Annotated in this window: 21 protein-coding genes, 1 tRNA gene and 1 pseudogene; 8 read left to right on the top strand and 15 right to left on the bottom strand. The window is 73.1% G+C overall.

Annotation, left to right across the window (positions count from 1 at the left end; all coding sequences use genetic code 11):
* Positions 1-236: 236 nt before the first annotated feature.
* Together GEV10_01370 and GEV10_01375 are read right to left on the bottom strand one after the other, a co-directional pair.
* On the bottom strand, positions 237-896 hold the full coding sequence (locus GEV10_01370; GenBank protein MQA77129.1) for an aminoacyl-tRNA hydrolase: 660 nt from the start codon (positions 894-896) through the stop codon (positions 237-239).
* Entirely contained in the window at positions 859-1,527 is a 669-nt protein-coding gene (locus tag GEV10_01375; GenBank protein MQA77130.1) for a 50S ribosomal protein L25/general stress protein Ctc, read from the bottom strand. Before GEV10_01375 ends, GEV10_01370 begins: the two co-directional genes overlap by 38 nt.
* A gap of 233 nt (positions 1,528-1,760) precedes the next feature.
* Between GEV10_01375 and GEV10_01380 the strand changes: the two genes are divergently transcribed.
* From GEV10_01380 to GEV10_01390, 3 genes are all read left to right on the top strand, one after another.
* Positions 1,761-2,522, top strand: a complete 762-nt coding sequence (locus tag GEV10_01380) for a PadR family transcriptional regulator (protein MQA77131.1) — start codon at positions 1,761-1,763, stop codon at positions 2,520-2,522.
* A gap of 96 nt (positions 2,523-2,618) precedes the next feature.
* Positions 2,619-3,953: a hypothetical protein gene (locus GEV10_01385; GenBank protein MQA77132.1), complete on the top strand. Its 1,335-nt coding sequence runs from the start codon at positions 2,619-2,621 to the stop codon at positions 3,951-3,953.
* A 142-nt stretch (positions 3,954-4,095) separates the two neighbouring features.
* A complete protein-coding gene (locus tag GEV10_01390; GenBank protein MQA77133.1) occupies positions 4,096-4,380 on the top strand; it encodes a helix-turn-helix domain-containing protein in 285 nt (94 codons plus the stop codon).
* Between the two features lie 9 nt (positions 4,381-4,389).
* Here GEV10_01390 and GEV10_01395 read toward each other — a convergent pair whose 3' ends face one another.
* From GEV10_01395 to GEV10_01435, 9 genes and pseudogenes are all read right to left on the bottom strand, one after another.
* Positions 4,390-5,136 carry an MBL fold metallo-hydrolase gene (locus GEV10_01395; GenBank protein ID MQA77134.1) on the bottom strand — a complete coding sequence of 249 codons (747 nt, stop codon included), beginning with the start codon at positions 5,134-5,136 and terminating at the stop codon, positions 4,390-4,392.
* 45 nt (positions 5,137-5,181) lie between these two features.
* The gene (locus GEV10_01400) at positions 5,182-6,213 is read right to left on the bottom strand and encodes a hypothetical protein (GenBank protein MQA77135.1); all 1,032 of its coding nucleotides are present in this window, start codon (positions 6,211-6,213) and stop codon (positions 5,182-5,184) included.
* Entirely contained in the window at positions 6,210-7,361 is a 1,152-nt protein-coding gene (locus tag GEV10_01405; GenBank protein ID MQA77136.1) for a pyridoxal-phosphate dependent enzyme, read from the bottom strand. The genes GEV10_01400 and GEV10_01405 overlap by 4 nt, the downstream gene beginning before the upstream one ends.
* Complete coding sequence (locus GEV10_01410; GenBank protein MQA77137.1) at positions 7,358-8,359, bottom strand: ABC transporter permease; 1,002 nt, start codon at positions 8,357-8,359, stop codon at positions 7,358-7,360. Before GEV10_01410 ends, GEV10_01405 begins: the two co-directional genes overlap by 4 nt.
* A complete protein-coding gene (locus GEV10_01415) occupies positions 8,356-9,801 on the bottom strand; it encodes an aldehyde dehydrogenase family protein (GenBank protein MQA77138.1) in 1,446 nt (481 codons plus the stop codon). The genes GEV10_01410 and GEV10_01415 overlap by 4 nt, the downstream gene beginning before the upstream one ends.
* A gap of 30 nt (positions 9,802-9,831) precedes the next feature.
* On the bottom strand, positions 9,832-10,923 hold the full coding sequence (locus tag GEV10_01420; protein MQA77139.1) for an aminotransferase class V-fold PLP-dependent enzyme: 1,092 nt from the start codon (positions 10,921-10,923) through the stop codon (positions 9,832-9,834).
* A complete protein-coding gene (locus GEV10_01425; GenBank protein MQA77140.1) occupies positions 10,920-11,891 on the bottom strand; it encodes a hypothetical protein in 972 nt (323 codons plus the stop codon). Before GEV10_01425 ends, GEV10_01420 begins: the two co-directional genes overlap by 4 nt.
* A 52-nt stretch (positions 11,892-11,943) precedes the next feature.
* A pseudogene (locus tag GEV10_01430) lies at positions 11,944-14,474 on the bottom strand (ATP-binding cassette domain-containing protein).
* A gap of 18 nt (positions 14,475-14,492) precedes the next feature.
* A complete protein-coding gene (locus GEV10_01435) occupies positions 14,493-15,617 on the bottom strand; it encodes a substrate-binding domain-containing protein (GenBank protein ID MQA77141.1) in 1,125 nt (374 codons plus the stop codon).
* A gap of 81 nt (positions 15,618-15,698) precedes the next feature.
* On the opposite strand from GEV10_01435, the gene GEV10_01440 reads away from it, so the two are divergent.
* Together GEV10_01440 and GEV10_01445 are read left to right on the top strand one after the other, a co-directional pair.
* Positions 15,699-16,880, top strand: a complete 1,182-nt coding sequence (locus GEV10_01440; protein ID MQA77142.1) for a M20/M25/M40 family metallo-hydrolase — start codon at positions 15,699-15,701, stop codon at positions 16,878-16,880.
* Entirely contained in the window at positions 16,870-17,715 is an 846-nt protein-coding gene (locus tag GEV10_01445; GenBank protein ID MQA77143.1) for a helix-turn-helix domain-containing protein, read from the top strand. Before GEV10_01440 ends, GEV10_01445 begins: the two co-directional genes overlap by 11 nt.
* Positions 17,716-17,850: 135 nt before the next feature.
* On the opposite strand, the gene GEV10_01450 is transcribed toward GEV10_01445, so the two are convergent.
* From GEV10_01450 to GEV10_01460, 3 genes are all read right to left on the bottom strand, one after another.
* Positions 17,851-18,831 carry a ribose-phosphate diphosphokinase gene (locus GEV10_01450; GenBank protein ID MQA77144.1) on the bottom strand — a complete coding sequence of 327 codons (981 nt, stop codon included), beginning with the start codon at positions 18,829-18,831 and terminating at the stop codon, positions 17,851-17,853.
* A gap of 31 nt (positions 18,832-18,862) precedes the next feature.
* A complete protein-coding gene (glmU, locus tag GEV10_01455) occupies positions 18,863-20,350 on the bottom strand; it encodes a bifunctional UDP-N-acetylglucosamine diphosphorylase/glucosamine-1-phosphate N-acetyltransferase GlmU (GenBank protein ID MQA77145.1) in 1,488 nt (495 codons plus the stop codon).
* 108 nt (positions 20,351-20,458) lie between these two features.
* Positions 20,459-20,529 (bottom strand) — tRNA-Gln (locus GEV10_01460).
* Positions 20,530-20,835: 306 nt separating this feature from the next.
* On the opposite strand from GEV10_01460, the gene GEV10_01465 reads away from it, so the two are divergent.
* The 3 genes from GEV10_01465 to GEV10_01475 all read left to right on the top strand — a co-directional run bounded on the left by GEV10_01465 (position 20,836) and on the right by GEV10_01475 (position 23,062).
* A complete protein-coding gene (locus GEV10_01465; protein ID MQA77146.1) occupies positions 20,836-21,249 on the top strand; it encodes a hypothetical protein in 414 nt (137 codons plus the stop codon).
* Between the two features lie 233 nt (positions 21,250-21,482).
* Entirely contained in the window at positions 21,483-22,220 is a 738-nt protein-coding gene (locus GEV10_01470; GenBank protein ID MQA77147.1) for a hypothetical protein, read from the top strand.
* Entirely contained in the window at positions 22,217-23,062 is an 846-nt protein-coding gene (locus GEV10_01475; protein ID MQA77148.1) for a hypothetical protein, read from the top strand. The genes GEV10_01470 and GEV10_01475 overlap by 4 nt, the downstream gene beginning before the upstream one ends.
* A 21-nt stretch (positions 23,063-23,083) precedes the next feature.
* Here GEV10_01475 and GEV10_01480 read toward each other — a convergent pair whose 3' ends face one another.
* Positions 23,084-23,854, bottom strand: coding sequence for a trans-aconitate 2-methyltransferase (locus GEV10_01480; protein ID MQA77149.1), 771 nt, complete (start codon positions 23,852-23,854; stop codon positions 23,084-23,086).
* Positions 23,855-23,901: the final 47 nt, after the last annotated feature.

The following is a 23,901-nucleotide window of genomic DNA, read 5'->3' on the forward strand; positions in this document are numbered from 1 at the left end:
CGGCCTGACTCTTTACGCCGTCCTCCGCGAACTCCAGGCCCTACTCGGCGTCTGGACCGGCGCTTGCCGTCTCTGCCTGCAACCCGTCCTGCCACGCCCACCCACCCCCGCAGACTCGACATAACAAAGTACTACTAGTGGTCACCCGGCGTTCATGGCCCGCGAACGGTCAAGATGTGGACGGATCGGCGACGGTGCGTGAGAGCGTGTCCGCCGCGTAGTGCGGAGCATCGCCGTCAACAAGCAGGCGGCCGCACGTTGTAGAGGTTCTGCGTCTGCTCGAGGCCGTCGGCCAGGAGCGACTCGACGGCGTCGGCGCTGCGGTCGACGAGGTAGTCGAGGTCGGCGCGCTCGGCCCTGCCGAAGTCGCGCAGCAGGAAGTCGATCGGGTCCTGCCTGCCCGGCGGGCGCCCCACACCGAAGCGGACGCGGAAGTACTCACCGGAGGCGATGGACCGCCTGATCGACCGCAGGCCGTTGTGCCCGTTGTCCCCGCCGCCGAGCTTGACCCGCAGCTGCCCGAACTCCACGTCGAGCTCGTCGTGCACGACCACGAGGCGCTCGGTGGCCACCTTGAAGAAGCCACACAGTCCGGCGACGGCGGTGCCCGAGTCGTTCATGTACGTCTGCGGCTTGGCGAGCACGCAGCGTTGACCGGCCACGTGGTCCTCGGCGAAGTCGGCGCGGGACCGGTGGCGCTTGAACCGGGCACCGCGCCGCTCGGCGAGCAGGTCGACGACGCGGAACCCGATGTTGTGCCGGTTGCCCGCGTAGGTCGGACCGGGGTTACCGAGACCGACGACCAGCCACGGACCCGACGCGGGCACGTCCACGGTCGGCTCGACGACTAGTCCCCCACTAGCTCGAGGACTCGGCGGGCTCGGGCGTCTCCGCATCGGCGGACTCGCCGGCCCCGCCCTCGGTCTCCTCGCCGCCCTCGTCCGCGGTCTCCGCCTCGGCGTCGGGGAGGTCTGCCTCGAGCTCCTCGGCGGTCGGGGCGGGCACGATGTGGAGGACGAGCAGGTCGCCGTCGACGTCGAGCTCGACGCCCGACGGCAGCTTGACGTCGGCGGCGGTGAGCTGTTCGCCGATGGCCAGGCCGTCGACGTTGACCTCGAACTCGGTCGGGATGTGGGTGGCCTCCGCCTGCACGGTGAGGCTGTTGAGCTGCACCGCGAGCATGCCGTCCACGACGACCTCGCCGACGATGGTCAGCGGGATGTCGACGCTGACCTTCTCACCACGCCGCACGAGCAGGAGGTCGACGTGCTCGAGGATGCCCTTGATCGGGTCGCGCTGCACCGCCTTGGGGATCGCCAGCTCCGACTCGGCGAGGCCGTCGATCCGCAGCAGGACGTTGGGCGCCTTGAGCGCGAGCATCAGGTCGTGTCCCGGCATCGACAGGTGCCTGGGATCGGTGCCGTGGCCGTACAAGACGACGGGCACCTTGTGCGCGCGGCGGACACGACGCGCGGCGCCCTTGCCGAACTCGGTGCGCGGCTCGGCCTGGATACGGACCTCGGACACGGGGGAACTCCTTGTTGCACTGTCTGGACGGTGGTCGCATCCGTCGCATGAGCGGGGTCGCACCGGGACCGGTGCGATGGAGTGCGCGCACGGCGCACCACATGGGAGAGCCGAGTCTATCCGCATCCCCACGCGCCGGTGAATCGCCCGCCCCCGATCGAAGCCGCTCCTGCCAGCCGACCTATCCCGATATATCGTTGACCCATCGTAGACAGTCGAGAAAGGACTCAACGATGTCGCACAGCGAAGCAATGAGAGGCCCCTGGAGTGGGCCACACAGCAGGGGGCCGGGTCCCTGGTTCGCCCCCCGCACGTTCGCCCTCCGGGCGGCGGCCGCCGAAGACGAGGACCGCGGTGACCCGCGGCATCGTGGCGGAGGCGGGCGGCGCGGTCCGCGCGGCGGCCGGCGCGGACCGGCCGGCGGGTTCCCGTTCGGCGGCCCTCCGGGGTTCGACCCCCGGATGTTCGGTCGCGGCTTCCCCGGACGGGGGTTCGGCCGCGGCAGGCGCGCCCGCAAGGGTGACGTCCGGGCCGGGATCCTCGCGCTCCTGCGCGAAGGACCGCGCAACGGCTACCAGATGATCCAGGAGCTCGAGGAGCGCAGCAACGGCTACTGGCGGCCGAGCCCCGGCTCGGTCTACCCGGCCCTGCAGCAGCTCGAGGACGAGGGTCTCGTCACCACGACCGAGGTCGACGGCCGCAAGGCGTACGAGCTCACCGACGAGGGTCGCAGCCATGTCGAGTCGCGTCCCGGCGAGTACGACGCCCCGTGGGAGGCGCTCTCCGGCCAGGGCGACGACGCGGTGCACGAGATCGGCGCGCTCGGCGCCCAGCTCGCCGGCGCGGTCATGCAGGTCGCCCAGGCCGGCAACGACGCCCAGCTGGCGCAGGCGAAGCAGGTGCTCACCGAGGCCCGCCGCAAGCTCTACCGCATCCTCGCGGAGGACGAGCCGGACACCTCGGCCGACGACGAGGACGAGACCGGGGATGCCTGAGGCCCGTCCGGGTCCAGCGCCACGCGTGAAGGGCACCGTCACCACACCACGGTGGAGTGACGGTGCCCTTCACCACCGGTGTGATACTCCGTACTGATGGCGAACGGCTCGCGCGGGTGGGACGGCCATACCCTGACCCGGCTGGAGGATGTCCTGGCAGCCGAGCCGTGCCCGGTGTGCGCCGAGGCCGACGGCGCGGCCGAGTCGTGGTTCGCCACGTACGAGCACGAGACCAACGCCGACCCCGCGATGAAGATGCGGATGAAGGACACCCTCGGGCTGTGCACGGCGCACACGAGGCGGCTGCTCGACCAGACCATGTCGGCGGGCTGGCTCACGGCCGCGCTGTTCGCCGACGTGGTGCCGGCCGGGTTACGCATGCTCGCGGCGGGCCACGGACCGACCGCCCCCTGTCCCCCGTGCACCGCCGCCGCGCGCCGCGTCGACACCGTGCTCGGCGTGCTGCGCGCGGGGCTCGCCGACTCCGCCCGCCTGCGTGCGGCGTACGAAGCGGGGTCGGGCGTGTGCCTGCCGCACCTGCGCCCGCTCGTCACGGGGATGCGTGCCAACACCGCCGCTCCGGTCGTACGCCGGCTCGTCCGCACCCTCGAGGCCGGCACCGGTGAGGCACTTGGCGGCCTCGCCGGGTTCGACCCCGACCAGCGCCGGCGTGCACGGGTGACGACCGTGCACAGGGACGCGGTGCTCGAGGCCGAGGAGCGCGCGGTCAAGACGTCCACCGCCGCGTACGTCGAGCTGATCCTCGCGACGCCGGCCTGCCCGCTCTGCACGGCGCGTGAACGCGCGCGGTGGCGGCTGTACGACTGGCTCGGCACCACCCCGACACCGCCCGAGGAGCTCCGCCTCGACGCCGCCCTGTGCGGCGCGCACCTCGGCGACCTCGCGGCGGCGGGCTGGTCCGCGGCCGCCGACGCGCTCACCCGCTACAACGCCGACCGCGTCCTCGCCGACCTCCGGCCGGCCGCCGACCGGCTGGCCGCACTGCCGACCGGGTGGCGCGGCGCCGTCCGCGCACCGCGCCGCACGGTGCTGCGTACGCTCACCGCGACCTTCCGACCCATCCCCTGCCGCGCCTGCCGGGTCGCCGACCTCGCCGAGCGCGACGAGCGCGCCCTGTGCGCGATCGTCGCGGGCGACAGGTCGCGCGCGGACGAGCTCGCCCAGGCGCACGGCCTCTGCCTGCGGCACGGCCTCGCCCTGGCCGCGGACGCCCGGCTGCCCGCCTCCTGGCGCGACCTGCTGGTGACCCGGCTGCGACTGCTCGGCTACGAGCTCGACCGGGCGGCCAGGCAGACCCCTCGCGACGGCCGATGGCGTACCCGCGGCTCCGAGCTCACCGCCTGGCGCCGGGCACCCACCCTCCTCGACGGCGCGGTCCTCGGCCCCCGACCCCCCGGCGGCCCGGCCTAGCCCCCTCGCGGCACCGGCCCCCAGGCGGCACCCCGACACCCGCGTCGGGTCGGCTGTCTACTGCGGCGCAACCGATCCGCAAACGAGCCGCAAGCGCGTCCCTCTTTCCTGGTGGTCGAACCACGAGCACGAGGAGGACGCAGTGACTGAGTCGAGCGTCATCGTGACGCACCGTACAGACGAGCTCGACGATCTCGCGCGGACACTCAGGCTGCTCAAGGGTCAGGCGGGTCTCAGCCTCAACCAGCTGTCCCGCAGATCCTGGTACAGCCGGTCCGCGATCGACCGCTATCTCAACGGCAAGGTGTTCCCGCCCCGCCAGGCGGTGGCGTCGATCACCGAGATCTGCGGGGGCGACACCGGCGCCGTGATCACGCTGTGGGAGCGCGCGTGTCTGCTACGCGCGGAGCGCCGCGCGAGCGCCTGACCGGCGTCGTCACACGATGTTGGGCGGCGGCACCAGGCGGTCGAACGTCTCCGCCGCCGTCGCCAGGTGCGCGGCGCCGCCGGCGAGCACAAGGTCGAGGTGGCCGGGCAGCAGCGCATCGACCGGTAGCCGGGCGAGTCGCGATGCCGTGAGCCGGTACTCGTACGGGCGACAGTCGGGGATCGCCTGGATCGAGACGCGCCCGCCGGCGAAGATCGAGTCGCCGGTGCACAGCGCGGTCGTGTCGCCGTCGTCGACGAGGAAGCAGACATGGCCGTCGCAGTGGCCGGGTGAGGCGTACGCCGTCACGCGCAGGTCACCGATCTCCCAGGACTTCTCGTCCTCGGCGACGTCGTCGACCTGGCACGACGCGAGCCGGTAGTCCTCCGGGTACACGCCGACCCGGCGCGCCTCGGCGACCTGGGTGACGTCCTCGTCGCCCGTGGCGAGCGCGTACGCGGTCCCGGTCGAGGCGCAGACCGCGGCGCCGGTTGCGGCACGGATCGCGGCGGCGCCTCCCGCGTGGTCGGCGTGGTAGTGCGTGACGAACACATGCGTGAGCCGGTCGAGCGCCGCGACCTCGTCCAGGTGGCGGAGCAGGACCTCGGTGCCGAGACCGGTGCCGGTGTCGACGAGAGCGCAGGCACCGCCACCGTCGAGCAGGAACACGTGGCAGTCGTACGGCGAGGTCCGCGCCTCGGCGTCCGTGCCGCTGCCGACGAGGCGGATCGCCGGTGTCAGTTCGCGCGCGCTCATCGCTCCATACGCCCGCTCATCGCCCCACGCGCCCGCTTCCTCCACTCATCCCCGCGCCACCTCCTCCCGCTCACCCGAGGCACCGGCACGGACGATCGCGTCCGCGATCCGCACGCCCTCCACCGCGTCGTCCAGGGGCATCACGTCGTGCGGCCGCTCGCCGCGGACGACATCGAGCGCGTACGCCAGCTCCGCGGCCAGAGCCCCGGACACGCGCCCCGCGACCGTCGGCCACAACGTGAGCTCCGGATGCGCGAGCCCGCGGTCGGAGCGCACCGACAGACCATCGTGCGCGAGCCGGTACGACGCGGTGCCCTGGTCGCCCAGCACCTCCAACGAGGCCTCGATCGTGCCGTCGAGCTCCAGCGAGCCGCGCAGCGTCTGCGGCGCGGAGTCGGGGACGAGCCACGCACTCTCGATGGTCGCGACGACACCGGAGTCGAAGCGCAGCACCGCGACGAACGTGTCCGGGTGGGGGAAGCCGGAGACGTTGCGCTCGACCGCGTACACGTCGCGGCACGACGAGCCCGCGAACCACACGGCGAGGTCGACGTCATGGATGCCCGACTCCCAGACCGGGTGCACGCGCTTGCCGAACGCCGGGAACCACGACCGGCTGAAGTCGCGGCGCAGCCGCAGGTTGACCACCTGGCCCAGCTCTCCGGACGCGACGACGTCGCGCAGGTGCTGGTACCCGGCGCCGAACCTGCTGACCTGGCCGGTGACGACGGCGAGACCGCGGTCGTCCGCGAGCGTGCGGATGCGCTCGGCCTCGCCTACGTCGAGCGCGAGCGGCTTCTCGACCAGGACATGGCAACCGGCCTCGAGCGCCCGCGCCGCGAGCGCACCATGGCTCGACTCGTCGGCGGCCACGTCGACGAGGTCGACCCGCTCGTGCGCGAGCAGCTCGTCGAGGGTGGGGTACCCACGTCGTACGCCGAACTCGTCGCGGACGGCCCCCAGCCGCGCGGGGTCGGGGTCGCAGGCGGCCACGACCTCCGCCGGCAGGTGGGCGTACGCCCGCAGGTGGAGGGCGCCGAACCGGCCCGCGCCGGCCAGTGCCACGCGGACGGTCATCGGTCGCCTCCCGCCGGCTCCTTCGCGCCGTGGCCGGTCGCGACGAGGACGACGTCGCCGGACGCGGGCACGGTACCGTCGGCCAGCAGTCGCCGCAAGGCCGCGAGCGGTGCGGCGGCCGCCGGCTCGACCAGCAGGCCCTCGTCGCGCGCGAGGTCGTCGCGCGCGGCCACGATGTCGGCGTCAGGTACCGCCACGACGGTGCCGCCCGAGTCGCGGACGGCGGCGAGGGTGAGTGCGCCCTCGTCCTCGTACCCCCGCATCGGGTCGGCGATCGCCTCGGCGACGGTGTGCCCGGCCGGCAGGGCGGTGACGCTCTCGGCGCCGTCGCGCCAGGCCGCCGCCAGCGGAGCGCACGCGGCCGCCTGCACCGCCACCAGGCGGGGAAGGCGGGAGAGGCGCCCGGCGGCGAGCAGCGCACGGAAGCCGTCGTGGATGCCGACGAGCAGCGGTCCCGCGCCCACCGGCACGACCACCCAGTCGGGCACGGCCGCGCCGGTGCGCTCCGCATGCTCGACCAGCTCGACCGCGACACCGCGGTGCGCCGCGGTGATCCAGGGGTTCCTGAAGGTCGTCGTCAGCGGGTACCAGCCGTCCGCCTCGCTCCGGGTGGCGACGGCGTACGCCGTACTGAAGTCACCCGCCACCGGCTCGACCCGGGCACCCGCCGCCGCGGCCGCGGCGAGCTTCGGGCCGCCCGCCGCCGACTCGGCGCACACCACCCGGCACGGCAGTCCCGCGCGCGCCGCGTACGACGCCGCGGACGAGGCGGTGTTGCCGGTCGACGCGGCGACGACCCCGCGCGCCCCGGCGTCGAGGGCGAGGCTGACGCCGAGAGCCATCGCACGGTCCTTGAACGACAGCGTGGGGTTCACGCACTCGTTCTTCACCCACAGTCGGGACACACCGGCACGCGCCGCCGACCGGTCGCAGCGCAGCAACGGTGTGCCGCCCTCACCCAGCGACACCTCGGTCTCCACGGGCGGCAGCCACGCCCGGTGCCGCCACACGCCCACCCCCACGCCCGCGCCGGGAGCGGCGGCGCCGTCGGCGGCCCGCACACCCGCGCAGGCCCGACAGCGCGACCAGCCGCCCTCGTCGCGCCCGCACGAGGTGCACGGCGCGGCCCAGGTCGCGAGCGAGGTCATCGCGCGCCGCGGGTCGCGCGGCGGTGGAGCACGCGCATGCCGGCGTCGAAGACCAGCGCCGCGACGATGATGAGGCCCTTGAACAGGTCGATCGCCGAGGGATCGACGCCGAGCACCTGCAGGCCGTTGGTGACCAGGCTGATGATCAGTGCTCCCACCAGCACCCCGCCGACCGTGCCGCGGCCACCGAAGATGCTGGTACCGCCGATCACCGCCGCGGCGATCGCATCGAGCAGGAGCGTGATGCCGCCGAGGTTGGGCTGCACCAGCGGCACCTGCGCGACCACCATGACGGTCGCGAGGAACACCAGCACGGACGCGGTGACGTAGACGAAGAGCATCTGCCGCCCGCGCCGCACGCCGCTCAGCAGGCTCGCCTGCTCGTCGGACCCGTACGCGTACGTGCGCAGGCCGAACCGCGTGCGCCGCATCAGGAACCAGAGCGCGACGGCCACCACGGCGACCGCCAGCAGCGGGGCCGGGATGCCGAGCACCGAGCCCTGGCCGAGCGCGGCGAGCACCGCCTCGTCCACGACGACCATGCCGTCGGGCGCCGCGAACAGCGTGAGTCCCTGGACGACCGTCATGGTCCCGAGCGTGGCGATGAACGGCGGGAGGCCGGCGACGCCCACCAGCAGCCCGTTGACGACACCCACCGCGGCGACCGCGAGCAGCCCGAACAGCGCCGCCCTGGCGAGCCCCGCACCGCCCTGCAGCTGGGTCGCCATCACGACACCGGCCAGCCCCACCGCGAAGCCCGCGGACAGGTCGATGCCTGCCGACACGAGCACCACGTACGCACCGAGCGCGAGCAGTGCCGTCGGCGCCGCCTGCAGCATCACGTTGCGCAGGTTGAGGGGCGAGGCGATACGCGGGTCGACGATCGCGAACGCGACGACGAGGACGACCAGCAGCACCACCGGCGCGAGGACGAGCAGCAGCCGGGCGGCCCGCGGCGACAGGCCGGCTGGTACGCGCGGGACGGTCGTGGCCGTCATCGCAGGTCTCCCGGCGGCGCCGTCCTGATCACGATCGCCTGCTGCTCGGTCATCTCCTCCAGCGACCACGGCCCGCCGGTGCGCCCGTGCCCGCTGCCGGTGCCGGCCGCGCCGCCCGCGGGGACGTTCGGCTCCCAGTAGCTGCTCGCCTCATTGAGGTTGACGATCCCGCAGGGCAGCTCCTCGGCGAGCGCCATCGCGCGTCCGAGGTCGCCGCTGAAGATCGCGCCGGAGAGGCCGTAAGGGCTCGCGCGCACGAGCGCGTCGAGCTCCTCGGCGCCGTCCCAGTGCACGACGGGGACGACGGGTCCGAAGGTCTCCGCGCGGTGCAGGTCGGACGAGGCCGGTACGTCGTCGACGACCGTCGCCCGCACGTAGTGCTCCGTCGGCGCGCCCGGCTGCCGCCCGCCACCTGCGAGCAGGTGCCCACCACCGGCCACGGCCGCCTCGACCTGGTCGCAGACGCGCTGCGCCACCTCCGCGGTGTGGACGGGTCCCATCGTCGTGCCGGACGCGAACGGGTCGCCGAGCACCACCGCGCGCGCGTGCTCGGCCACCCGCTCGGCGAGCTCCTTCGCCACGCTCGCGTGGGCGAGCACGCGTTCGGTGGACGTGCAGATCTGACCCGCGTTGGCGAACGCGCCACCGGCGATCGCGGACGCGGCGAGGTCGAGGTCGGCATCGCCGAGCACGATGCTCGGGCCGTTGCCGCCGAGCTCCAGCTGCACGGGCTTGCCGGCGGCGGCCTGCGCGATCAGGCGTCCGGTGGCGGTGCTGCCGGTGAACCCGACGGCGTCGACGTCGGCGTGCCGGATCGCGGCGTCGCCCACCGTCGGGCCCTCGCCGGTGACGAGGTTGAGGACGCCGGGCGGCAGGCCGGCCTCGTGCAGCACCTCTGCGAGACTGGCGGCGACGCCCGACACGCTCGGCGCGGGCGTCCACACCAGTGTGTTGCCCGTCGCGATGCCCGGCGCGAGGTAGTAGATCGAGGCGACGGCGACCGGGAAGTTCCACGGCGTCACCACCGCGTACACGCCGCGCGGCCGCCGGGTGATGAGCACCCGCTTGCTCCGGTCGCGCACGGCGATGGACTCCGCGCGCAGCGACACCACCTGGTCGGCCGCGTCGCGGAACGCCGTCGCCACCGCGTCGATCTCGCCGAGGCCCTCGGTGTGATACGGCTTTCCGTGCTCGCCGGTGAGCTGCCGCGCGAGCTCCTCCCGGCGTGCGGTGACCGCGTCGGCGAGCGTGCGGCACAGCGCCGCCCGGTCGAACACCGACGTCCGGCGCCAGCCCGCGGACGCCGCGCGAGCGGCTGCCACCGCGCGGTCGACGTCGTCGCGGGTGCCGAGGCGTACGTGGCCCACGACCTCGCCGGATCCCGGGCTGCGCACCTCACGCACCGGCCGGTCCGGTGTGTACGCCTCTCCGTCGATCACCATCGGGTACGTGTCCGCGGACATGTCAGCTCCTCACCGTGCGGCCGCGTGCAACGCGGCCAGCGTGCGCTCGACGTCGTGCTCTTCGTTGTAGAGGTGGAACGCCACCCGCAGCCCGCCCCGCCGTGCCGCGACCGCGATGCCACCGGCGGCCAGCGCGGCCGCCGCCGCGACCGGATCGGGATGCGCGACCGAGACGATCGCCGACTCCAGGTCGACGATGCCGTGCCGGAGACCGAGGCCGCCGATACCGTCCAGCAGCCGCGTCGCGAGCCCGGTCGCGTGCGCGTCGAGGTCCGCGGTGCGGTACGTCCCCAGGACCGCCAGCCCGGCGGCGGTCGCCACCCAGGTGAGCCAGGCGTTGGGCTGGTCGAAGCGGCGCGCATCGTCCCAGAGCCGGTGCCCGGCACCGTAGTACGCGCCGTCGGACGCCGACGGAGAACCCGCCAGCACCGGACCGAACCGCGTCTGGTGCTCCGGACGCACGAAGAGGAACGCCGACCCGCGCGCGCCGAGCAGCCACTTGTACGCCACCGCACCCACGAAGTCGGCGCCGCTGTCCGCCAGCGTCGCGTCGACGCCGAGCGACTGGCTGGCGTCGACGTACACGAGAGCGCCCCGGGTGTGCGCGTGCGCGACGACGGCGGGAACGTCGACGCGCAAGCCCGTGGCGGACTGCATGCTGGAGAGCGCGACGAGGTCGGCGCCCTCGTCGACAGCCGCGCAGATCGCCTCCGTCGTCGCGGGTTCGGGGACCAGTCGGACCCGCTCCCGGTCGAGCGTCCACGGCAGCAGGTTGGACCGGTACTCCTCCGCAGGCACGACTACGGTCGCATCCGGGTGGCGCCGCGCGACCGTCGACGCCGCACCGACGTGCGACGACACCAGCGCCACGTCGTACGTCCGCGCAGCCAGGATCGTCGCCACCGCACCGCGCGCGGACTCCGCGGCCGCGTCCCACTCGTCGTGGTCGGCGGTGCCGGACGACCAGCGCGCGACCGCGTCGTGCACGGCCTCGACCGCCGGCGCCGGCGGTACGCCCTTGGTAGCGGTGTCGAGGTAGGCGCGGCGGTCCCCGAGCGCGGGGAACCACGCCTGCCTGCTGGCGAGACCTGGGGCCGTCATACGTCCTCGACGTCCTGCGGCAGGCCGCTCTCCACCGACCGCAGGATCGCGTCGTTGACGGCGACGTTGCGCATCGCGTCGACGGTGGGCACGGCGAACTCGCCGCCGTCGCGCAGGACGGTGACGAAGTGCCGCACCTCGGCGGCGAGGTCGCCGCGGATGCGCCCGTTGACGTCCGGCCAGTGCAGGGCGTCGGGAGTGGCGAGGCCGTCGCCGCCGTAGACGCGGAGACCGTGGTCGCGCACGTCGACGTTCACCGTGCCCTCGGTACCCATGACCTCCAGCCGGCCGTCGATCGCGACGGGGTCGTCGGAGCGTCGCGTCCAGCCGTTGAAGAGCTCGCCGACCGTGCCGTCCTCCAGGTCGGCGACGGTGAAGATCGCGTCCTCGGACTCGATCCCGTGGGCGGGCATCAGCTTCGACACCGCACGGGAGTACACGCGGACGATGCGTCTGCCGGTCACCCACTGCATGGCGTCGACGTCGTGCACGCCGAGGTAGAACAGCACCGAGCTGCTCCCGGCCATCCGCAGGCCGACGTCGCGCGACGCGATCCGCCCGGCGGTGACGTGGATCGGCTCGCCGACCGCGCCGGAGGCCACGGCCTCCGCGGCACCCACGTACCGCGGGTCGAACCGCAGCAGCTGCCCGACCATCAGGCCGGCCCCGCCCTCGCGTGCCGCGTCCGCGATGGTGCGTGCGCCGTCCAGCGTGTCCGCCATCGGCTTCTCCAGCAGCACCGGCCGGCCCGCCCGCAGGATCGCGCTCGCCGGCGCGACGTGCGCGCGGTCGGGCACCGCCACGACGTACGCGTCGATGTCGTGGGCGAGCGCCTCCTCCACCGAGGCGTGGTGGGCGACACCGAGCTCCGCGGCGGCGCGGCTACCAGCACCCGGGTCGGTGTCGACCACCGCGGTGAGGGTGGCCTCCGTGCACTCCGCCACGGTGCGTGCGTGCAGCATGCCCATGAACCCGGTGCCGACGACGGCGATCCTGATGGTCACGACGCGATTCCCTCCACTAGGCGATGACGGTCGACTGGCCGAACGCCAGCCGCATGACGTCCTCCTCGCTTGCCTTGTGCGGCAGCTCCCCGACCGTGCGGCCCGCGTGCGTCACGTACAGGCGGTCGGCGACGCCGAGCAGCTCGGGCAGCTCGCTGGAGACCAGGAGGACGCCGACGCCCTGGTCCTTGAGGTCGGCGATCAGCCGGTGGATCTCGGCCTTCGCGCCGACGTCGACGCCGTTCGTGGGCTCGTCGAGCAGCAGGACCCGCGGCTCGGTCGCGAGCCAGCGGGCGAGCACGACCTTCTGCTGGTTGCCGCCGGACAGCACGCCCGCAGGACGGTCGGGCTGCGGCGGCCGGATCGCGAGCCGTTCGATCGCGGACGTCACGACGGACGCGACGCCGCGCGGCACCAGTCCGCCTCGGGCGTGCCGCCGCAACCAGGCCAGCGCGATGTTGTCGCGCACCGACATGTCGGCGACGATGCCCTCGCGCAGCCGGTCCTCGGGCACGTACGCGACGCCGAGCCGGTTGGCCGTGCCGGCGGCACCGGCCGACAGCTCCGTGCCGCCGACCACGATGCGGCCGCCGACGTGCCGCGACAGGCCCGCCGCGCAGCGCAGCACCTCGCTGCGACCCGAGCCCATCAGGCCGGCGAGGCCGACGATCTCGCCCGCGCGCACGCGCAGCGAGGCGTCCACCAGCCGGCCGCCGTCGCCGATCCCGTCGATCTCGAGCAGGGTGTCGCCCGCCTCGGTCTCGCGGTGGGCGAAGACGTTGCCGATGTCCCGACCGACCATCATCGAGATGAGCGCGGCCTCGTCGACGTCGCCGATCTCGGCCGTCCCCGCGAGCACGCCGTCGCGCAGCACGACCACGCGCCGCGCCAGCGCGAACACCTCCTCCAGCCGGTGCGAGATGTAGAGGACGCCGATGCCGCGGTCGACGAGCGTGCGGACGAGCGCGTACAGGCGTTCCCGTTCGCGGTTGGACAGCGCCGACGTCGGCTCGTCCATCACGACCAGCCAGGAGTCGTCGAGCAGCGCCTTCGCGACCTCGACCAGCTGCCGCTCCCCGACCCGCAGCCCGGCGACGGGAGCGTCGACGTCGACGACGAGGTCGAGCTCCGCGAGCACCCGGCGGACCTCCCGCCGCATGTGGCGTCGCCGCAGCACGCCGAACGTCGTCGGCTCGCGACGGAGGAAGAGGTTCTCGACCACGGACAGGTCGGGCACGAGGCTGAAGTGCTGGTGGATGACGCTCACGCCGGCGGCGCGTGCCTCCTCCGGACTGCGCAGGCGGACGGGTGCGCCGTCGATCCGCAACGCACCGGCGTCCGGCTCGTGCGCGCCGGCGAGCATCTTCACCAGCGTGGACTTGCCGGCGCCGTTCTCGCCGACGAGCGCGGTGACCTCGCCTGCACGCAGCGAGAACGACACGTCGTCGAGTGCCGTCACCCCCGGGTACCGCTTGCCGACGCCGACCAGGTCGAGGCTCCGGGTGCCGGTCTCCGTTCCGGGGTCGCCGGACGCCTCCTGCCGCGCACCGGCTCGTCGCAGCGAGGTGATGAGCCTGGTCACCTCACGGCTCTGGGTCAGCAGGACCGCGGCGACGACGAGCACGCCGTTGATGACGTACATCGACTGCTGCGGCACCTGCAGGAACGACAGGCCCGCATTGACGACGCCGACGAAGACCGCGCCGAGCGCCGTGCCGCCGACGCTGCCGTAGCCGCCGGACAGCCGCGTGCCGCCGACGACGGCGGCCGTGATGGCCGCGAACTCCAGGCCCTGCCCCGCGAGCGGCTGCGCCGACCCGATACGGCCGATCAGCAGCACCGCGCCGAGTCCGGCGGACGCGCCCGCGAGCACGAACGTCGACAGCTGCACCATCCTGGAGGGCACGAGCGACGCCGACGCGGCCTCGATGTTGCCGCCGACGGCGTAGACCCAGCGGCCGTAGAGCGTGCGCCGCAGCACGAACAGCCAGCCGACCATCACCACGAGCGCGACGAGCAGCGCGCTCGGCACCGGCCCGACGTAGCTGCCGCCGGGCATCACATCGCGACGTCGTCCACGGGGATCGACGAGGCGCCGGACAGCGCGAGCGCGGCGCCGGCGCCGAACGCCATCGTGCCCAGCGTCGCGACGAGCGGGCTGACGCGCAGCACGCCGATGAGCACACCGTTCAGCGCGCCGACGAGCGCGCCGGCGAGGACGCAGGCCACGACGGCGAGCGGCGCGGGCAGCCCGGCGCCCAGTAGCAGCGCGCCGACGACGCCCGACACCGACAGCGTCGATCCCACCGAGATGTCGATGCCACGCGCCACGATGACCACCGTCATGGCGAAGGCGACGACGGCGGTGACGGCGATCTGCTGGCCGATGTCGAGGAAGCTGCGCAGGCCGAGGAAGTCCGGCCGCAGGATGCCGAACGTCACGACGGCGACGACGATGAGGACGAGCAGCGGGCTGCGTCGCAGGAACCCCGCCAGCGCGACGGAGAACCTGCGGGAGGCCGCCTGCGTGGCACTCGGGTCGAACATGGTGACTCCTGCCTGTGCCTAGGAGGTCGAGACCGTCATGGCCGACGCCGGCTCGTCCGGGCCGAACTCCTGCCCGTACGCCTCGGCGAGCCCCGCCGCACGGGAGGGCGAGACGTGGGGGAAGCTCACGCCGCGACCGGCGAGGTGCGTGGCGGTGTCGTCCGTCGTGACGAAGTACGAGCGCAGGTAGAGGTCGCGCGGCAGCTCCTCACCCTTGGCGAGGCGCGCGCCGACGGCGACGTTCCAGTACCCGACGCGGCCCGCGCCGGTGAGCACGTCCATCACCATCGACCCGTCCTCGAGCAGGGGACGCATGTCCTGCTCGCCGTCGTGGCCGGCGATCTTCAGGTCCGGCCGCTTCAGTGAGGTCGCGGTCGATTTCGCCGCCAGGCACAGCGGATCGCTGATGCAGACGACGAGGTCGAGGTCCGGGTACGTCGTCATCCAGGTGACCGTGGTGTTCGAGGCACGCCGAGCGTCGAAGGCCGTGGGCTGCACGGAGACGAGGTCGACGTCGGGGTAGTGCCGCGCGAGCGACTCGCGGAACGCCTTCTCGCGCAGGTCGGACACGTAGTTGCCCCGCGCGCCGACGAGGAGCGCCACCTGCCCCTTGCCGCCGAGCTCGGCGCCGGTGGCGCGCGCGACCATCGCCATGTTGTCGGCGTCCTGGTAGAGCGTGCTGTGGTTGCCGTCGGCCCGGACCTTGTTCCCCATCGTGACCACCGGGATGCCGGCGGCCGTGGCGCGCCCGATCGCCGGACGCAGCGCGTTCTTGTCGAGCGGGTCGATCAGGATCGCGTCGACGCGTTGGTTGACGTAGTTCTGCACGGTCGAGACCTGACGCTCGACGCTGCCCTCCGCGCTCTGCCACGTGGTGACGACGCCGTAGTCGTCGGCCGCCTTCTCACCCGCCTCGCGCATGCCGACGAAGAACGGCGAGGTCAGGTCGATCGCGGAGACACCGATCACCGGCTTGCCGCCCCCACCTGCTGGACGTTGCGAGCCCGCGTCGTCCGCGCCGCCCGGCGGGGTCATGGAGCACGCCGTCAGGCCGACGGTGAGGAGGCCGGCGGCGAGCAGCCGCCAGCGCGCACCCCGTGGTCGTGACCCCCGGTGTTGCCGCCTCATGGCGTCTCCTCGCATCGACTCGACCTGCGTGAGACAAATTTGGAAGTTGGTTTCAAAGACTAGACAAGAAGGAGAACTCTGTGTCAAGACTTGTCGATGGGTAATCCGTCCGCGCTGGAGCTGACCGCCGCGATGGTGGCGATCGACTCCCAGAACCCCGGCGTCGGCGAGGAGCGGCTCGCGGGCTTCGTCGCCTCGTACGCCGAGGAGCGCGGACTCGCGGTCACCGTCGTCGAGACGGCTCCGGGACGGTGCAACGTCCTCGTCACCGCCGACGCCGGTGAAGGACCGCACCTCGCTCTGTCGGGTCACCTCGACACCAAGCCGATCGGCGACTCGGCGAGAGCCTGGCGCACACCACCACTCGAGCTCGTGGTGGACGGCGACCTGGCGTACGGGCTCGGCAGCTCGGACATGAAGGGCGGCGTCGCCGCCATGCTGCGGGCGGCGGAGGCGTGGGCGCATACCGCGTCCCGCGGCCGGCTGTCGCTGATCCTCACCGCCGACGAGGAGGCGGGCAGCGAGCACGGCGCCAGGGAACTCGCACGGCGCGGCCTCGTCGACGCCGACGCCATCGTGATCGGCGAGCCGTCCGGCGTACGCGATCCGTGGGAGGCGCTGTACGTCATCTCGCGCGGCATCTGCTGCTTCGAGGTCATCGTCGAGGGCCAGCAGGGCCACAGCGGACTGTCCGATCGGCTCGCGCCCAGCGCGACCGTCGCCGCCGCCCACGCGGTCACGGCACTGGCGTCGTTCGAGCCGACCGTGTCGCGCCCCTCAGGGATCCCGTGCGCCCCGACGGTCAACCCGGCCGTGGGCATCTCGGGCGGGGTCTTCTACGGCGTCCACCCGGGCGACGCGGTGGTCAAGAGCGACATCCGGCTGGTGCCCGGCATGGACCGCGACGTGCTCGACCGCGAGCTCAGGCAGCTCCTCTCCGAGGCGATCCCGCGCGACGTGAGCTGGCACCTCCGGTACGCGGACGGGTCGCTCGGCTGGATGGACCCGGCGCATATCGCGGCCGACCATCCCGTCGTCGCCGCGGCGCAGTCGGCGTGCGCCGAGGTCCTCGGCCGCACGCTTCCGCTCGCGGCGTACCCAGGCGGCACCGACGCCACGTACTTCATCCACGGCGGCGTCCCGACCGTCGCCGCACTCGGCCCCGGGTGGCTCTCCGTCGCGCACGGCCCGAACGAGTGCGTGGGGGTGTCGCAGCTCGACGAGGCCGAGCGGCTGTACACCCGCCTGGCCCACACGTACCTCGGCAGTGGGTCATGATGGCGGCTCCGGACCCGTACCCGCGCACACCCGGGAGCAGGCAGACGTGACGCAGGACGACACCCGCACCGCCCCCGCGCGCAACCTCGTTCGCGCGTTCGGCCTGCTCGACGTCCTGGCGGAGTCGCCTGACGGACTCACGCTCGCCGAGCTCGCCGTCAGGGCGCAGCTGCCCGAGCCGACCGTGCACAGGTTGCTGTCGGTGCTCGCCGACCTGCACGTCGTACGCATCGGCGACCGCAGTCGCTGGCGGGTCGGCAGGCGGTGTCTCGAGCTCGGCGCGGCCTACCTCGACTCGGTGGAGATCCGGTCGGAGGCCCGCGACCTCATGCGCGGCCTCACCGACGAGACCGGCGAGACCTGTGCGCTCGGCGTGCTCGACGACGATCGCGTGGTCTACGTCGAGAAGATGGACAGCCCGCACGCCGTCCGGATGCACTCGGCCATCGGCAGGAGCAACCCGGCGGCCACCAGCGCGCTCGGCCGCGCGATCCTCGCCTGGTCGTCGGACGAGGTCGTCGCGCACGTGCTCGGCACGGGCATCCCGTCACGCACCGCCAACACGGTGACGAAGCCCGAGGAGCTGCGCGCCGAGCTCCGTCGCTGCCGCAGGCGCGGCTACAGCGTCGACGACGCGGAGAACGAGCCGGGCATCAGGGGCGTCGGCGCCCCGGTGCTCGACTACCGGGGATGGCCGGTGGCGGCGCTGTCGGTGGCCGGACCCGAGCAGCGGGTGTCGCGCAAGCGGCTGCAGGAGCTCGGCGCCGCGGCCGCGACGGCCGCCGGCGAGCTGTCCACGCGCCTCGGCTACTCCGCCCGTGCACGCCGCGCCTGACCCGGCAGGCCGACTGACACTGGGACGACCTGGCCGTGTCTTGACATCGTGATTCGGGGGTTCCCACATGCTGCAGCCGATGGGAACCCCCGAATCACGATGTGCAGCAGTGCCTCACTCCGCGAGAGCAGGCGACTAGGAGTGGCCGCCGAAGAGGCTGGTGACCGAGCCGTCGTCGAAGACGGCACTGATCGCGCTCGCGATCAGCGGTGCGATCGACAGCACGGTGAGCTTGTCGATCCGCTTCTCCTCCGGGATCGGCAACGTGTTGGTGAGGACGATCTCGGAGACCGGCGAGTTCTTCAACCGGTCGACCGCCGGGCCGGACAGCTGCGCGTGCGTGGCCGCGGCGACGACGTCGCGGGCGCCGTTGGCCATCAGCGCCTCGGCCGCCTTCACGATCGTGCCGCCCGTCGCGATGATGTCGTCGACGATCACGCAGGTGCGGCCCTCGACCTCGCCCACGACCTCGTGCACGGAGACGTCGCGCTCCTTGCCGTACGGGTCGCGTCGCTTGTGGATGATCGCCAGCGGCATGCCGAGCCGGTCCGACCACAGGTCGGCCACCCGGACCCGGCCGGCGTCGGGCGAGACGACCGTGCACTCGTTCGGATCGAGCTTGTCGCGCAGGTAGTCGGCGAGGACGGGCATCGCCCACAGGTGGTCGACGGGCCCGTCGAAGAAGCCCTGGATCTGCGCGGTGTGCAGGTCGACGGCCATCAGCCGGTCGGCGCCCGCGGTCTTGAACAGGTCGGCCATCAGCCGGGCGCTGATCGGCTCGCGGCCGCGCGACTTCTTGTCCTGCCTGGCGTAGCCGTAGAACGGCGTGACCACGGAGATGCGCTTGGCGGATGCGCGCTTGAGCGCGTCGACCATGATGAGCTGTTCCATGATCCGCTCGTTGATCGGGTCATAGTGGCTCTGCAGCACGAACGCGTCGCAGCCGCGCACCGACTCGTCGAACCTCGCGTAGATCTCCCCGTTGGGGAAGTCGTACACCTGGGTCGGGGTGAGCTCGATCCCGAGATGCTTGACGACCTCTTCGGCCAGCTCCCGGTTCGACCGGCCAGAGATGACCATGAGCTGCTTCTGGCTGGTCTTCTTGATCCCTGACATCGAACGCCCCCCTTGCTCGGTCATACCGTCGTCACCCCGGCGCTCCTTCCCCAGTCTCTCCTGCATCCTCGTCGGCGGTACTCGCCGCACGTTCCCTGGCCGAACGCGCGGCCTCGGCCGACCTCGTGCCGGCCCGCCGACGCTCGACCCACCCCTCGACGTTGCGCTGCTTCCCCCGCGCGACCGCCATCGCTCCCGGCGGGACGTCGGACGTGATCACCGAGCCCGCGGCCGTGTAGGCACCGTCGCCGACCTCGATCGGCGCGACCAGCATCGTGTCGCTGCCGATGCGGACGTGGTCGCCGATCCTGGTGAAGTGCTTCTCGACGCCGTCGTAGTTGACGAACACGGTGGCGGCGCCGATGTTGCTGTGCTCGCCGATCTCCGCGTCGCCCACATAGCTGAGGTGCGGCACCTTGGCACCCACACCGACGTCGGCGTTCTTCATCTCGACGAACGCGCCCGCCTTGGCGCCCGTACGCAGTCGCACGCCCGGCCTGAGATACGTCCACGGCCCGACGGCGGCACGTGGCCCGATATCGGCGCCGACGGCGTGCGTACTCACGACGGTGGCGCCCTCACCGACGAGGGTGTCGAGCAGTGTGGTGGACGGGCCCACCTCGGCGTCGCTCGCGACGTGGGTGCGGCCGCGCAGCCAGGTCATCGGGTACAGCGAGGAGTCGGGCTCGAGGGTCACGTCGGCGTCGACCCAGGTCGTCGCGGGATCGACGACCGTGACGCCAGCCCGCATCCAGTGGTCGAGGAGCCGGTCGTTGAGCATCCGGCCCGCGGCGGCGAGCTGCACCCGGTCGTTGACGCCGAGCGTCTCGCGGTGGTCGGCGGCGACGACCGCCTCGACCGCGCGGCCCTCCACGCGTGCCATCTCGACGACGTCGGTGAGGTACTCCTCGCCCTGGACGTTGTCGGTGGTCAGCTTGGACAGCGCCGCCGCGAGGTAGGGGCCGTCGAACGCGTACACCGACACCGCGCACTCGGTGACCTGCCGCTGCTCGTCGCTCGCGTCCTTGTGCTCGACGACACGGTCGACCGTGCCGGTGTCGGCATCGCGGATCACCCGGCCGTACCCGGTCGGGTCGGGCATCTCCGCCGTCAGCAGCACCACGGCGGCGCCGGACTCGTCGCGCCGCTCGACGAGCCGGGCAAGCGTGTCGGTGGTCAGCAGCGGGGCGTCGCCGGGGACGACGAGCACGGAAGCGTCCGGATCCGTCGCCGGCAGCGCCTCGAGCGCCAGCCGGGCCGCGTGGCCGGTGCCGCGCTGCTCGGCCTGCACGACCGGCAGCGCGTCGGCGTCGATCTCGGCGAGATGCGGGACGACCTGGTCACGCCCGTGCCCCACGACGACGGCAACCCGCTCGGGCGCCAGACCGCGCGCGGTCACCACGACGTGACCGAGCATGCTGCGGCCGGCGAGGGGGTGGAGGACCTTGGGGGTTCGCGAACGCATCCGCTTGCCCTCGCCTGCGGCGAGGACCACGACGACCGGCGGGCGAGCGCTCACGCGCGAACTCCTCGTCGATGGCTGGCGAGTCGTACGACGCCACCGAGAATACCCACGCCGCCCGCGAGCGCCAGGGCTGGGTGGACCGCCGTGACCGGCCGCCTACAGCTCCCGGGGGAGGATTCGAACCCCCATCAGCGCCACCAAAAGACGCGGTCCTGCCCTTGGACGACCCGGGATTGCGATTCACGAACGCGTGACTGCGCTCGATACCTCTACCTTGCTCGGCTCCAACGGTATCGCGTCAGGACTCGGACACCAGTGCGCCTTCCACGATGCCGGTGACCCAGCCCTCGATCCGCCGATAGAGCTCAGCACCCTGCTTGACGCACCGGGGACCCCAACAGGGGGTGAGCACCACGACCGGGGACCCCAGCGGGTGTGGGGCGACCGGCGATAGGCACGTACGATGAGGGCGTCGTAGGGCATTCGGCGCGCTTGGGATGGGGAGGCGCGCTCCCGCCGCATACCCGGGAGCGTGCACGATGCCCACCCTCGCCTCACCCGCCCCTACCGCCCGCACCTCGCTGCGCCGACTGCCGGCCACCGCCGGCTGGTCGTTCCTGGTCTCGGGCTTCGTCGCCCGACTGCCGCAGGCGATGGTGCCGATGGGCATGCTCCTGCTCGTGGCGTCCGCCGCCGGGAGCTACGCCGCCGCGGGACTCGCGGTCGCCGCGTGGAGCGTCGGGTGCGCCGTAGGAGGGCCCGCGATCGGGGTGCTCGCCGACAGGCACGGGCACCGCAGGGTCGGCCTCGTCGCCGCGGCCGCGAACTCGCTCGCGATGGCCGCGGTCGTCGCGGTCACCTGGGCGGACCTCCCGCAGGCAGCGACCCTCGCCGCCGCCGCGGTCATCGGGATCACCAACCCGCAGACCGGCTCGCTGGCCCGGCACTGCTGAGCACTGCTCGCACGCGACCGGAGCGACCGTCGTGGCTTCGTCGTGAGCGCATGACGGGCACCTTGCTGTCGCCAGGGGTCGAGAAAACCGGTTCACCGCAACGTCGAGGTGTGACCCGACGCGAGCGGGCGCCCTCACCTTACGTACATCTTCGCGCACGCAGGGCATGCGCTCGACTGGGTGGACACGGCACACTGGGAGGCCGACGGTCGAGGGCACAAGGGGAGCGAATCGTGAGCGTGGACATGCAGGCCTGCACGCGCAGGGAACCGACGCCGGAGATGATCCAGGAACTGGCGACGGCCTGCGGCGTTCCGGGGGCGCGGGTCCTGTTGGACGCGTACGGCGACTGGCCGGGCACGATCGAGACCGACGACGGCGCGGTCTGCTTCCTCGAGGCTCCCGAGGTGCTCGCCGACAGCGAGGACGTCGACGACCTCGTCGACGGCGCCGAGATCGCGCCCGAGGAGCTGCCGCTGTGGCTCGTCACGCTGACGACGCCCGCCGACAGCGGCCAGGCCGGGTCGACGGTGATGACGGCTCTCGCCGAGGGCATCGTGACGCGTTGCGGCGGCTGGGCGTACTGCGACGGCGACCTCGTCGCGACGGGGCCCGACCGTATCGACGACGCCGCCGACGCGCCGAGCACACCCCTGTCCTTCTTCGCCGTCACGTCCGACCCGCCGACGGCCGAGCTGGTCGGCAAGGTGCGGGAGCGCCATGTGCTCGTCGGTGAGCCGGCGAAGGTCGAGAGCGACGCGGAACTCGCGGCCTTCATCGGCACCGCCGAGGCCGCGAGCATCGACCCGCCGGTCTGGGTGACCGAGCTCACCGCCGACCCGACGTCGCGGGCGTCCTCTCCTCTCACCCTGGCCGTCGGTGCCGCCGAGTTCGTCATGAACGGCGGTGCCGACGTCTTCGACCGCACCGGTCACCGCCTGCCACTGCCACCGACGCTCCCGGCAGAATGACCGACGGCGCGAGCAGGGCCGGCAGCCATGCCGTCCACCGGTACGACCTCGTCACGTTCACCAGCGACTTCGGCCTCGACGACGCGTACGTTGCGATCTGCAAGGGCGTCCTGGCGCGCTTCGCGCCACACACACGGGTGGTCGACGTCAGCCACGGCGTGCCGCCGCAGGACGTCAGGCGGGCCGCGGCCGTCCTCGCCCGCGCGGTGCCGTGGTTCCCGCCGGCGGTGCACCTCGCCGTCGTCGACCCCGGCGTGGGCACCGATCGCAGGGCCGTGGCCCTGCGGGCGGGTGACAGCGTGCTCGTCGGCCCGGACAACGGCCTGCTCGTCGGCGCCGCCGCGGCGCTCGGCGGCGCCGACCAGGTCGTCACGCTCACCGTCGACAAGTGGTTCCTGCACCCGGTGTCCGCGACGTTCCACGGCAGGGACGTGTTCGCACCGTGCGCCGGCCGGCTCGCCGCCGGCGCGCCGCTGTCCGACTTCGGCGTCGACGTCGACCCCGAGTCGCTCGTCCGGCTGCCGCCGCCGCGGGTCGTGACCGGAGCCGGCATGCTGTCCGCCGAGGTCGTCGACGTCGACACGTTCGGCAACCTGCAGCTCGCGGCCCATCCGGACGACCTCGACCGCGCCGGGCTGTCCGGGGTGGTCGAGCTCAAGATCACGGTCCCCGGCGGCACCACCCGCGCCCTGCGGACGAGGTCGTACGGCGACGTGCCGCCCGGCACGATGGTGCTCTACGTCGAGTCGACCGGCGCCCTGGAGCTCGCCGTCAACGAGGGCAGCGCCGCGCACGCTCTGGGCGTGGCGACCGGCGACCAGATCGAGCTCCGCGGCGCCTGAGGCTCCCCCTCCTCCGACCCGTCAGGTGTGCGCGACGACGAAGATGCGGCGGAACGCGAGGACGGTGCCCCACGGCCTGCGGGGGAACTCCTCGCGGAGCAGGGCGCCGTACTCGTCGAGGAACTCCGCGCCGTCGGCCTCGTCGAGACGGCTCAGCACGGGACGCAGGCCGGTGCCCTTCATCCACTCCAGGACGGCGTCGTCGCCCGGCAGGACGTGCCGGTACGTGGTCTCCCAGACGTCGAGGGTGCAACCGAGCCCGCCAAGCAGGTCGAGGTACGCGTCGGGCTCGCGGACCACGAGGTGCCGGTCGGCACCGTCGCCGACCAGGTCGCGCCAGCGGGGGGACAGGCGCAGGTCGCGGAGCAGGAGGTGGGCGGGCGCGCGATGGTTGCCTGGCACCTGGAAGGCGAGCCAGCCGCCGGGCGACAGCCACTCGACGTACCGCGGCAGCAGGTCGGCGTGCTCCGGCACCCACTGGAGCGTCGCGTTGGAGACGACCACGTCGACCGGCTCGCGCGGCGTCCACGTCGTCAGGTCGCCGCGGGTGAACGCGAGCCGCCCGTCCTTCGCATACGCCTGCGCCGAAGCGAGCATGTCGGCAGAGGCGTCGACGCCCTCCACCCGCGCCCCCGGCCAGCGGTCGGCGAGTGTCGCGGTCGCGTGACCCGTACCGCAGCCGAGGTCGACGACGTACGTCGGATCGCCGGCGCCGACCCGGGCGACCAGGTCGTGGAACGGCCGGGACCTGTCGTCGGTGAACCTGTCGTACTGCGTCGCGTCCCAGTGCACGGCGTCCTCCGGACCCCTCGGGCAAGTATCTCGACATCAAGATACAT

Source organism: Streptosporangiales bacterium (assembly GCA_009379955.1).
Taxonomy (GTDB): domain Bacteria; phylum Actinomycetota; class Actinomycetes; order Streptosporangiales; family WHST01; genus WHST01.